8 protein-coding genes are annotated in these 11,297 nt (G+C 61.4%); 6 read left to right on the plus strand and 2 right to left on the minus strand.

Features of this window, described 5'->3' with window-relative positions; genetic code table 11:
* Positions 1-76: 76 nt before the first annotated feature.
* The 4 genes from cbiM (at position 77) to GPK42_RS09145 (ending at position 3,720) form a co-directional block, all read left to right on the plus strand.
* Complete coding sequence (gene cbiM, locus GPK42_RS09130) at positions 77-1,162, plus strand: cobalt transporter CbiM (RefSeq protein ID WP_215694871.1); 1,086 nt, start codon at positions 77-79, stop codon at positions 1,160-1,162.
* Positions 1,140-1,976: an energy-coupling factor transporter transmembrane component T family protein gene (locus GPK42_RS09135; RefSeq protein WP_215694872.1), complete on the plus strand. Its 837-nt coding sequence runs from the start codon at positions 1,140-1,142 to the stop codon at positions 1,974-1,976. The genes cbiM and GPK42_RS09135 overlap by 23 nt, the downstream gene beginning before the upstream one ends.
* Positions 1,977-2,020: 44 nt before the next feature.
* On the plus strand, positions 2,021-2,791 hold the full coding sequence (locus GPK42_RS09140) for an energy-coupling factor ABC transporter ATP-binding protein (RefSeq protein ID WP_215694873.1): 771 nt from the start codon (positions 2,021-2,023) through the stop codon (positions 2,789-2,791).
* An 80-nt stretch (positions 2,792-2,871) separates the two neighbouring features.
* Positions 2,872-3,720, plus strand: a complete 849-nt coding sequence (locus tag GPK42_RS09145) for a hypothetical protein (protein WP_252200229.1) — start codon at positions 2,872-2,874, stop codon at positions 3,718-3,720.
* Here GPK42_RS09145 and GPK42_RS09150 read toward each other — a convergent pair.
* Positions 3,717-4,790 (minus strand): endonuclease domain-containing protein, encoded by a 1,074-nt coding sequence (locus GPK42_RS09150; protein ID WP_215694875.1) that lies wholly within the window; start codon positions 4,788-4,790, stop codon positions 3,717-3,719. The two genes, GPK42_RS09145 and GPK42_RS09150, sit on opposite strands and share 4 nt — an antisense overlap.
* Positions 4,791-5,213: 423 nt before the next feature.
* Entirely contained in the window at positions 5,214-6,674 is a 1,461-nt protein-coding gene (pyk, locus tag GPK42_RS09155; protein WP_055250555.1) for a pyruvate kinase, read from the minus strand.
* 442 nt (positions 6,675-7,116) lie between these two features.
* Here pyk and GPK42_RS09160 point away from each other — a divergent pair, with 442 nt between their 5' ends.
* Positions 7,117-9,798, plus strand: a complete 2,682-nt coding sequence (locus GPK42_RS09160) for a cation-translocating P-type ATPase (RefSeq protein WP_215694876.1) — start codon at positions 7,117-7,119, stop codon at positions 9,796-9,798.
* Positions 9,799-10,272: 474 nt separating this feature from the next.
* On the plus strand, positions 10,273-11,226 hold the full coding sequence (gene rsgA / locus GPK42_RS09165; protein WP_215694924.1) for a ribosome small subunit-dependent GTPase A: 954 nt from the start codon (positions 10,273-10,275) through the stop codon (positions 11,224-11,226).
* Positions 11,227-11,297 lie beyond the last annotated feature (71 nt).

Raw genomic sequence — 11,297 nt, forward strand, 5'->3', positions numbered from 1 at the left:
ATCTGACAATGCGTAACACTGACAAGGTGATTCAAGCGGCGTTGCAATTCTGTGCGTCGATAACCGGGAGGCGTATATGCACATTCCAGATAACTACCTGTCCCCGCAGACCGATGCCGTTATGGCGGTGGCGATGGTGCCCGTTTGGGTCCATTGCATCAAAAAGGTACGCGCCACGCTCGATCGCGAGCACATGGCTTTCCTGGGCATCTGCGCTGCGTTCTCCTTCCTGCTCATGATGTTCAACGTGCCGCTGCCTGGCGGCACCACAGGCCACGCCGTCGGCGGCGCGCTCATCGCGCTGCTGCTGGGTCCCGAGGCCGCTGCCATCGCGGTTTCGGTCGCGCTGGCGCTGCAAGCGCTGCTGTTTGGCGACGGCGGCATCCTGTCCTTTGGCGCTAACTGCTTTAACATGGCCTTCGTGTTGCCGTTTGCCGCAGCCATCGTGTTCCGCGCGCTTAACAGCCGTTTGCACGACAAGAGCTGGGGCACTTCGGTTTCTGCCATCGTGAGCGGCTGGATCGGCTTGTGCGTGGCTGCCCTGTGCGCTGCCATCGAGTTCGGCATTCAGCCGATGCTCTTCACCAACGCCTCGGGTGCCCCGCTATACTGCCCCTTCCCGCTGTCTGTTTCCATTCCGGCCATGTTGATTCCGCACATGCTGGTAGCCGGTGTGGTCGAGGGCGTGGCGACTGCCGCGATCTACGGCTTTATCAAGAAGACGGCGCCGGGCGTTATCGTCGGCCCCGAAGCCGCCGATGGACAGCTTACTGCCGAGGGCGCAGCCGCCAAGAAGACCTCGCTGGTCCCCACGCTCATCCTGGTCGCCGTGCTTGTCGTGGCCACGCCGCTGGGCCTGCTGGCCACGGGTGACGCATGGGGCGAGTGGGACGCCGAGGGCGCCGCGACCGCCGTTCAGGAGGCTGGTGACGACAGTCTGCAGACTTCGGTTGGCCTCGATACTCCGACCTTTGCCGATGTCCTGCCCACGGGCGATTATCTGCAGGCCTATTCCGAGGAGCAGGGCCTTGACTTTGCCGGTCAGGCTGCCATGTATATCCTGTCCGGCGTGATTGGCGTGGCGGTGCTCACCATCGCATTCCGCCTGATCTCGCTGACGGTTAAGGAAAGCGGTGCTCATGGCAATAGCCGAGCTGCCTAGCTGGCTTGCGGCCGAGGAGCGATATGAGCCCGTGGGGGCTCGGCATCGTGTGATGCAAAAGAATGTCCTGCACCTGGCGAGCCTGCTTGAGCGGGTTCGCGTGGGTGGAGGCGCGCACGAGGGCGGGTCGATGGTCGACCGCGCCCTTTCTTGCGTTTCGGCTCCGGTGCGCCTGGTGGGGATGTTCGTTTGCGTCCTGTGCGTGTGTCTGACGCAGAGCCCGCTGTACCTGATGCTGATGGCGGCTATCGCGCTGGTGCTGGTCGCGGTGCGCCCCGCGCGCGGGTTGCGCGCGACTTTTGTACCGGCGCTTGGCGCCACGGGGCTTGCGGTGGTTCTGGCGCTGCCTGCCCTGTTGCTGAGCGCGTCTGCCATGGGCGCCATGCTCAAGATCGCGCTCAAGACGTTTATTAATGTGTCGCTGGTGCTGGGTGTTTCGTGGACGCTCACCTGGAGCCGCATGTCGGCGGCGCTCAAAATGCTGCACCTGCCCGACGAGGTTATCTTTACGTTTGATATGGCGCTCAAGCATATTGAGGTGCTGGGACGCACGGCGCACGATCTGTGCGAATCGGTCATGCTGCGCAGCGTCGGTTCCGCGCCTGCGGGTTTTTCGCGCACCGATTCGCTGGCGGGTATCATGGGCATGACGTTTATCAAGGCGATGGAATGCAGCCGCGCGATGGACGAGGCCATGCTGTGTCGCGGCTTCGCCGGCGTGTATCCGGCGCTTGCACGGAGCGGCTTTGGCTGGCACGATGCGGTTTACGCGGCCGTTGTGGCGTTGCTCGCCGTGTTGTGCGCGGTGCTGTAGCGCGGACGGTCGAACCGTTGATGTGAGTAGGGAAGGGCGACGTTTTGGCAAACGATACGAATAACGCGATGGGTGCGAGCGGTGCTGCCGGCGCCGAGGTCACGCCGCTCATCGAGTTTCGCGACGTGGTGTTTTCCTATGCGGGTCATACGGTGGTCGATGGCGTTTCATTGCAGGTGAACCGTGGAGAGCTCGTTGCTCTGCTTGGTCCTAACGGCTGCGGCAAGACGACGATTATGCGTCTTATCAACGGCCTTGAGCTTGCGGACGCGGGTGCGTACCTGTTCGACGGGCATGCGGTCGATGCGGCGTTTCTAAAGGATTCTGCGGCCGCTCAGCGTTTTCATCAGCGCGTGGGCTTTGTGTTCCAGAATGCCGACGCCCAGCTGTTCTGCGCTACGGTGGGCGAGGAAGTTGCTTTTGGTCCCGCGCAGATGGGGCTGCCGGCAGACGAGCTCGAGCGCCGCGTGCGCGATGCCATGGAGCTGTTCCAGGTTGCCGACCTTGTCGACGTCTCTCCCTATCAGCTCTCGGGCGGGCAAAAGAAGCGCGTTGCGCTGGCTGCGGTGGTGTCGATGAACCCGGATATCCTGGTGCTCGACGAGCCTACCAATGGGCTCGACGAGGATTCATGCGACATCGTGGTCAACTTCTTGCTGGCCTACGTCGCGGCGGGTAAGACGGTCTTGATGAGCACACATCACCAGGATTTGGTGCGACGCCTGGGTGCCCGTGCAATCTATATCGATCGATATCACCATGTGGTCGAGGCGCCTTCGCCGTCGTATGGAACCGAAAGCGGTGCTACGGACTAGTTGCTGCGTAGAGCGTGCGTAGCCGCCCGCGCGGCTTTGCCGTGATGGTATAGTTATCCAGGTTTTTTATGGGGGTGGCTATGCCAAGCTGGAACATTCATATCGCTCAGACGGAGCGTTTGCTGGAGCGCACCGGTGCGCTTGCCAAGAGCGTGCGCGACCGCAATGCCTTTTTGTTTGGCTGCGTGGTTCCGGATATTTTCGTGGGCTATATGGTCCCTGGCATCGCCGATCCCATCCCGTACCGCATTACGCACTTTGCCAAGCCCGAGCCTATCCCTAAGCCGCGTGAGCACGAGTTCTGGGATACCTATGTGGCACCGTTGCTTAAAAGTTCACCCACCGGTGCGCTAGCCGCGGCGACCTCGATTATCGAGGAGCGCGAGCGACTGAATCGCGTGCACTATCCCCAGCGCTACAGGGATGCCGAGCCGGTTGTCGGTCCCGGTGCTAGCGAGCTTTCGCTCGCGCCCGATGACGTGGCGCAGTCGCTGCTCGATCTTACGCTGGGAGTTTGGTCTCACCTCGTGGCCGATACCGTGTGGAATACGCGCGTGAATCAGTACCTGGAGGCGCACAGCGGCAAGCCGTGCGAGGAATTCCGCATTAAAAAGCAAGGCGACTTTGACTGGTTTGGCAAGACGCTCGGCATTGTTTCGATTCCGCGTGCGACCGATCGCCTGTATACCGCTGCGACGCGTTTTGGGCAGTATCCCATCCATAAGGAGTATGTGCTCAAGACCATCGGCGTTATGCACGAGATCGTGCGCGAAAACCCCGGTGAGCCCGACCATCCGCCATACCGCCTGCTGACCGAGGAGTTCTTCGACGCAACGTTTACCGAGGTGATCGAGCTGACCGAGGCGGGTTTTGCCGCCCGTGTCGAATCGCCCGATGTGCCTGCGCTGCCCCTGATTGCTAGCTGCTAGCTGGCCGGCCCGGCAGTGAATAGCTCAACCCAATCGACAAGTAGCTTTTGCCGTAAGGTATCTTCGGCAATGCGCTCCTGTTTGGTCTTTGGGATGTGGGGAAGCCCGGCCTTTTTATGGATGAGCTCGGCTATGTGGTCGAAGCTCTTCTTCTCCTTGATCTGGTCATAGGTAATTTGGATGACGTCGTAGCCCATGCTTGTGAGTGCGGTGGCGCGCTCGGCATCGGAGAGGCTCGCGGCTTCGCTGTCGTGGGCAGAGCGGCCTTGGCATTCCAGAATGATGCCCATGCTGTCGGTGGCGCTTTCGATGAGGATATCGGCGTAGCAGCAGGTTTTGTCATACAGCGAACGTGCGGCTTCACTGAGCGGGATGCGCGCGTTGTTGGCGATCTCGATGCCCTGGCCGCCCTCGTCGCGGGGGAGCGAGATAAGCATGGAGGTCTGTACTTCGAAGGGCGAGGCGGCCTGCCCCGTCATGTGCTCGGCCGCCCAGTGCAGTTGTTTGACGCCGCGCAGGCCTGCGGCTTGCTTGGCGAACGCGGCGATATCCGTTGCGGTAAGAAGCGGCGTGCGCTTCCACAAGTTGGTGTCATTGCCCTTGGTGTCGTTAACTCGCTCCCAGCCGCAGTTGGGTGGAATGAACTTAAGCGAAATAGCTTCATCGAGTTGTTGTTGCGTTCGCTCGCAGGGCTTAAACACTGCAAAGGAGCCGCACATCTCGTAGCACGCCATGAGTAACTGGTTGCGTGAGACCTGCGTGGCAAGGCTGAGCAGCGTGAACTCCGGTGACGTGACATCAAACCCATGTTCAGTCTGCCTAAACGACCCCGGAGGTGGTTCTTGGGTCAGGAGGTGCGATTTAAACAGGCTTCGCGACCCGGATTGTGCCCGAGTGAATACAAGCCTGTGAAGTGGTGCGTGAAGCAGGTCTTTTACAACTGCATGACTTCCGAGGCCACAACATCTGCGATCCATATTGCCAAGGCTAATGGCGGGGTAAAGGCCTAATACCTGCGGCGGGATGCGGTAGTAGTTAAAGGCGGATTGCCCACAAAGCGTCAGGTCCATAAAGCCCTCCTGGCCGAAATCATCTCTTTGAAGCGAGTGATGCCAGCGTCATTCCGGAAGTATGCGGCAAAATCTGAACCCTATGAGCGGACCTGGCTTTTGAGGCTAGTTTATCAGGCATTTTGTTGCGAAAAAACAGGGTGTGCTCGAAGGTTCCAGAATTTGCCGCATACTTCCGAAAACCAGGTCGATTTGGTTCTTGCTAAAACGATTTATCAGCCCTGTGTGAGGTGTGGGTTTGCCACCGGGCGAACACTTTTAGCGCTTGGGGCTTTATTTTTTGGGCCTCGAAGGGTGGATTTCGCGCTTTTGGTAAAGAAATGAGTGCGTGTTTTGCCGTGCGGCGGCATTGGCACAGAAAAAGGGCCCGGAAGGCGAAGCCTTCCGGGCCCTTTGCAATGCAAGTATGCTTGCAAGTGCGTTTTAGCGCACCTGAGCGACGTAAGCGACGTTGGTCGAGGAGACCTTGTCCTCGAGCTGGACGCTCATGCGGGGATCGCCGGCGGTAGCGACGGTCAGGTCGCCGGCCTCGACGTAGCCGAGCTCCTTAGCGGTCTCGATCGCCTTGACGATCGTGCCGTTGACGGTGCCCTGGGTAATCTCGGCCTGATGCGGGATAACGCCCCAGTACATGATCATCTGCTGGACGGCCCACTCGTGGCGGGAGAACGCGCAGATCGGCATGTTGGGACGGAAGTGCGAAATCAGGCGAGCGGTACGACCGGTGGTCGTCGGCACGGTGATGCACTTGGCGCCAACGGTGGTGGCCATGTTCACAGCGGACATACCCACAACGTTGTTGACAACGCGGGTGCCGTGAGCGTCAGCCGGAACCTCGAGCGGAGCGTGAGCCGGGAGGTACTTCTCGGTCTCGAGAGCAATGCTGGCCTGCATCTTGACGGCCTCGACCGGGTACTTACCGGCAGCGGACTCGCCAGAGAGCATAACGGCGTCGGTGCCGTCGTAGATGGCGTTAGCAACGTCGGCAACCTCGGCGCGCGTCGGGCGCGGGTTCTGCTGCATGGAGTCGAGCATCTGCGTAGCGGTGATAACGGGCTTGTAGGCCGCGTTGCACTTGGCGATGATCTCCTTCTGGATGTGCGGAACGAGCTCGGGCTTGATCTCGATGCCCAGGTCGCCACGGGCGACCATGATGCCGTCGGAAGCCTCGAGAATCTCGTCGAAGTTCTCGACGCCCAGGGCGCACTCGATCTTCGGGAAGATCGTCACGTGCTCGCCGCCGTTCTCGCGGCAAAGCTCGCGGATGCCGCGGACGGACTCGCCGTCACGGATGAAGGAAGCGGCGATGTAGTCGATGTTCTCGGTCAGGCCAAAGAGGATGTCCTGACGATCGCGCTCGGTGATGGCGGGCAGCGAGATGTTGACGTTGGGCATGTTGACGCCCTTGCGCTCGCCGATCAGGCCGTCGTTCTTAACGACGCAGGTCATGTCCTGGCCGTCGACGGACTCGACCTCGAGGGCAACCAGACCGTCATCGATCAGGATAAGGGAGCCCTTCTCGACCTCGGAGGGCAGAGCCAGGTAGTCGAGGGAGATGTGCTCAGCGGTGCCGTGGAAATCCTCGGACGTGGGCTGAGCGGTGACGACGATCTTATCGCCGGTCTTGACGGCAACCTTCTTGCCATCGACCAGAAGGCCGGTGCGGACCTCGGGGCCCTTGGTGTCGAGCAGGATGCCGACGGGCAGACCGAGCTCCTTGGAAATACGACGGACGCGCTCGATGCGACCGTGGTGCTCGTCGTAGGATCCGTGCGAGAAGTTAAAACGGGCGACGTTCATGCCCGCCTTGATCATCTCGCGGATGGTCTCGTCGCTATCGCAGGCGGGACCCATGGTGCATACAATCTTGGTGCGCTTGTACATTCAGACCTCCATCTGACATCGTCTTGCGCTGATAGATAAACCATAAGAAATAAAACTGAGATGATTATAACGAAATGCCGACCGAATACCCCAAAAAATCGACCGTATGCCGAATTAGAAGTTCATTTTTTGCGGTAAAAACGGTATATGCAAAAACTTTACCAACCGTTCTAACCGCTGCTATCTGGGCGATATTTCAGTTTGATGATGCACCGAAGCAAAAACGTTTTATCAATGTTGAGCGTCACACGGTCTGCATCGTTGCACTCGAGCCGTGTTTCCAATTGGAATGTTTTGGCTAGACGCGCCGCTTTGGGGTACCATAGCCCCACTATCAACTGCCGCTCAGCACGGCAGCCTTGATGAGCCCTTGCCCTTCTCCTGGGAATTATGATCGGGCATCAATCTGCTGAGTGGCCCGAATCCCAGGAGGGGACTCTATATGCAAAAGGAATACCTGTCCGCCGCGGCGGAGGTGCTCAGCGACCAAGGTGTCGATGAGAACCTCGGCCTGAGCAACGACGAGGCGTCGTCGCGCCTCGCCAAGACAGGCCCTAACAAGCTCGAGGAAGCCGAGAAGACCCCGTTGTGGAAGCGCTTCTTTGAGCAGATGGCCGACCCCATGGTCATCATGCTGATCGTTGCCGCCGTCATCAGCGCGCTCACGGGCATGGTCAAGGGCGAGGCGGACTTTGCCGATGTCGCCATCATCATGTTCGTCGTTATCGTCAACTCGGTGCTGGGCGTGGTCCAGGAGGCTAAAAGCGAGGAGGCCCTCGAGGCCCTGCAGGAGATGAGCGCGGCGCAGTCCAAGGTGCTGCGCGACGGCAAGCTCGTGCACCTGCCGAGCGCCGAGCTCGTGCCCGGCGATGTGATCATGCTCGAGGCGGGCGACTCCGTCCCGGCCGACTGCCGTGTGCTCGAGAGCGCCACGATGAAGATCGAGGAGGCCGCCCTTACCGGCGAGTCCGTGCCCGTCGAGAAGCATGCCAACGTGATCGAGCTCGCCGCCGGCACCGACGACGTGCCGCTCGGCGACCGCAAGAACATGTGCTACATGGGCTCCACCGTGGTGTACGGCCGTGGCCGTGCCGTCGTGGTCGGCACCGGCATGAACACCGAGATGGGTAAGATCGCCGGCGCTCTGGCCGAGGCCAAGGAAGAGCTCACGCCGCTGCAGGTGAAGCTTGCCGAGCTCAGCCGCATCCTCACCATCATGGTTATCGTCATCTGCGTCGTCATCTTTGGCGTCGACATCATCCGCCACGGCGTGGGCAACGTCCTCACTGACCCGACAGCCTTGCTCGATACCTTTATGGTTGCCGTCTCGCTCGCCGTCGCTGCCATCCCCGAGGGCCTGGTCGCCGTCGTGACCATCGTGCTGTCGCTTGGCGTGACCAAGATGGCCAAGCGCCAGGCAATCATCCGCAAGCTCTCTGCCGTCGAGACCCTTGGCTGCACGCAGACCATCTGCTCGGACAAGACCGGTACCCTTACCCAAAACAAGATGACCGTCGTCAAGCACGAGCTCGCTGCGCCTAAGGAGAAGTTCCTGGCCGGCATGGCGCTGTGCTCCGACGCCCAGTGGGACGAGGAGCTGGGCGAGGCCGTGGGTGAGCCGACCGAGTGCGCGCTCGTCAACGATGCCGGCAAGGCTGGTCTCACTGGCCTGACTGCCGAGCACCCGCGTGTGGGTGAGGCCCCGTTCGACTCGGGCCGCAAGATGATGTCCGTGGTCGTCGAGACCCTGGACGGCGAGTACGAGCAGTACACCAAGGGCGCGCCCGACGTGGTGATCGGCCTGTGCACCCATATCTACGACGGCGACAGGGTCGTTCCGCTGACCGAGGAGCGTCGTGCCGAGCTCGTGGCCGCCAACAAGGCCATGGCCGACGAGGCCCTGCGCGTGCTGGCGCTGGCAAGCCGCACCTACACCGAGGTTCCGAGCGACTGCAGCCCCGCTGCGCTCGAGCACGACCTGGTCTTCTGCGGCCTGTCCGGCATGATCGACCCGGTCCGCCCCGAGGTCGCCGACGCCATCCGCGAGGCCCACAACGCCGGCATCCGCACTGTCATGATTACGGGCGACCACATCGACACCGCCGTGGCCATCGCCAAGCAGCTGAGCATTGTCGCCGATCGCAGCCAGGCTATCACCGGTGCCGACCTCGATTGCATGAGCGACGAGGAACTCGACGCACACATCGAGGATTACGGCGTGTACGCCCGCGTCCAGCCTGAGCACAAGACCCGCATCGTCGAGGCATGGAAGTCACGCGACCAGATCGTGGCCATGACGGGCGACGGCGTCAACGACGCCCCGTCCATCAAACGCGCCGACATCGGCGTGGGCATGGGCATCACCGGTACCGACGTCACCAAGAACGTCGCCGACATGGTACTTGCCGACGACAACTTCGCCACCATCATCGGTGCCTGCGAAGAGGGGCGCCGCATCTACGACAACATCCGCAAGGTCATCCAGTTCCTGCTTTCGGCCAACCTTGCCGAGGTGTTCTCGGTGTTTATCGCCACGCTCATCGGCTTTACCATCTTTCAGCCGGTGCAGCTGCTGTGGGTGAACCTGGTCACCGACTGCTTCCCCGCGCTCGCGCTGGGCATGGAGGATGCCGAGGGCGACATCATGAAGCGCAAGCCGCGCAACGCCAAGGACGGCGTCTTTGCCGGACATATGGGTCTGGACTGCGTGGTCCAGGGCCTGATCATCACCGTGCTGGTGCTGGCGAGCTTCTTTGTGGGCGTGTACTTTGACATGGGCTACATCCACATCGCCGATATGATCGCCGGCAATGCCGACGAGGAAGGCGTGATGATGGCGTTCATCACGCTCAACATGGTCGAGATCTTCCACTGCTTCAATATGCGCAGCCGTCGTGCGTCGCTGTTTAGCATGAAGAAGCAGAACAAGTGGCTGTGGGCATCTGCCGCGCTGGCGCTGGTACTGACGGTTATCGTGACCGTTCAGCCGACGCTTGCCGAGATGTTCTTTGGCCCCGTGACGCTTGAGCTCAAGGGCGTTATCGCCGCCCTGGGCCTTGCTTTCCTGATCATTCCGTTGATGGAGATCTACAAGGCGATCATGCGCGCTGTGGAGAAGGAGTAACGCTCTCGTCCGGGCCCGCCCCACGCCCTTTCTCCCTCACTGGTCCTCGCGCTTCGCGCTGCGGGATCGTTCGGGAGAAAGGGCTTCCGGGGCGGGCCCTGCGGTATCCTTGCTGGCTTTTCTCCCGCGCGGATGAAAAGGGCTAAGGGAAAGTATGTGAGCTGGTCGAGCGTTTGCTCGACCAGCTCTTTTTTGTGGGTAAAATACCTGCTCAGTTGTGATTTGTGGTGCTGGGAGGCGCTTGTGGGCAAGGCTAAGGCTAAGGCGAAGAAAAAGACGACGGGGGCACGGGCTAAGCGTGACCGTCGTCGGAAACTCGCGACCGAAGCGCCCGTGTCTGCCGAGGAGTTGTTGGCGAGCGTACCGGGGCTCGATGTGCTGCAGGATGTTCCGGCGTTTGATGACCTGCCGGTCGATGAAACCCAGCAGACTGCCTTTGATGATTTCTGCGCACATGCCGAGGAGCCCGAGCAGATGCAACTGGGTGCCGTTATTCGCTTGGATCGCGGGTTTCCGCTGGTGGCGACTGCCGACGATACCTTCCGCGCCGAGCATGCCGTGGGGTTTGCCAAGTCGCGCGGCGAGGACGAGGTCCTGCTGCCTGCCGTGGGCGACCGTGTGGCGGTGCGCCGCGCTCCCGGGCACGATATGGGCGTGATTGAGTGCGTGCTGCCGCGCCGTACGAGCTTTGAGCGTTGGCGCGGCCGTGCCCGTGGAGAGCGCCAGGTGCTCTGCTCCAACGTGGATAGCGTGCTAATCGTGCAGGCGCTCGGTGCCGGTGAGGTGCTGCTCGACCGCGTGGCGCGCTCGCTGGTGTTGGCGCTCGACTGCGATGCCGAGCCGGTGGTGGTGCTCACCAAAGCTGACCGCTGCGATGCCGAGGAGCTCGAGCGCGATCTGGACCGCGTGCGCCGCCTGGTGGGTCCGGACATGCGCGTGATCGTGACGTCCTCTGCCGAGGGGCGCGGCCTGGACGAGGTCCGTGTCTGCGTGCCTGCCGGGAGCTGCGCCATGATTCTGGGCGAGTCGGGTGCCGGCAAGTCGACGCTGCTCAATGCGCTGCTGGGCCACGATACGTTGGCGACTGGCGGTGTGCGCGAACGCGACGACCAGGGCCGTCACACTACCGTCGCGCGCGTGATGGTGGCACTGCCGGGCGACGCCGGCGTGATCGCCGATGCCCCGGGCCTGCGCAGCTTACCGCTCGTGGGTCACGAGCGGGGTCTGGCGCGCGCCTTCCCCGAGATTGTCGAGGCATCGCGCGCGTGCCGGTTTGGCGACTGCACGCATACCCACGAACCGGGCTGCGCCGTTCGCGAGGCCGAGGACGCCGGGCAGATCGACAGTCTGCGTCTGGAAACGTTCCAAAACTTGGCGTCATCCATGCGCGTGAGCGCTCAAATGCTCGATCCCGATGTCCATCTGTAATTGATTTTTCCTATGACAGCCGTCTCCCAACTGTTCGGGAGACGGCTTTTTTGCTGCGGAAAAGCCTCGAA

Origin of the sequence: Collinsella aerofaciens, assembly GCF_018785265.1 — a bacterium.
Lineage (GTDB): Bacteria > Actinomycetota > Coriobacteriia > Coriobacteriales > Coriobacteriaceae > Collinsella > Collinsella aerofaciens_AI.

Coding starts and splice junctions, on each gene's coding strand:
- cbiM (WP_215694871.1), top strand. CDS start 77: ATGCACATTCCAGATAACTACCTGTCCCCGCAGACCGATGCCGTTATG.
- GPK42_RS09135 (WP_215694872.1), top strand. CDS start 1,140: ATGGCAATAGCCGAGCTGCCTAGCTGGCTTGCGGCCGAGGAGCGATAT.
- GPK42_RS09145 (WP_252200229.1), top strand. CDS start 2,872: ATGCCAAGCTGGAACATTCATATCGCTCAGACGGAGCGTTTGCTGGAG.
- GPK42_RS09150 (WP_215694875.1), bottom strand. CDS start 4,790: ATGGACCTGACGCTTTGTGGGCAATCCGCCTTTAACTACTACCGCATC.
- pyk (WP_055250555.1), bottom strand. CDS start 6,674: ATGTACAAGCGCACCAAGATTGTATGCACCATGGGTCCCGCCTGCGAT.
- GPK42_RS09160 (WP_215694876.1), top strand. CDS start 7,117: ATGCAAAAGGAATACCTGTCCGCCGCGGCGGAGGTGCTCAGCGACCAA.
- rsgA (WP_215694924.1), top strand. CDS start 10,273: ATGCAACTGGGTGCCGTTATTCGCTTGGATCGCGGGTTTCCGCTGGTG.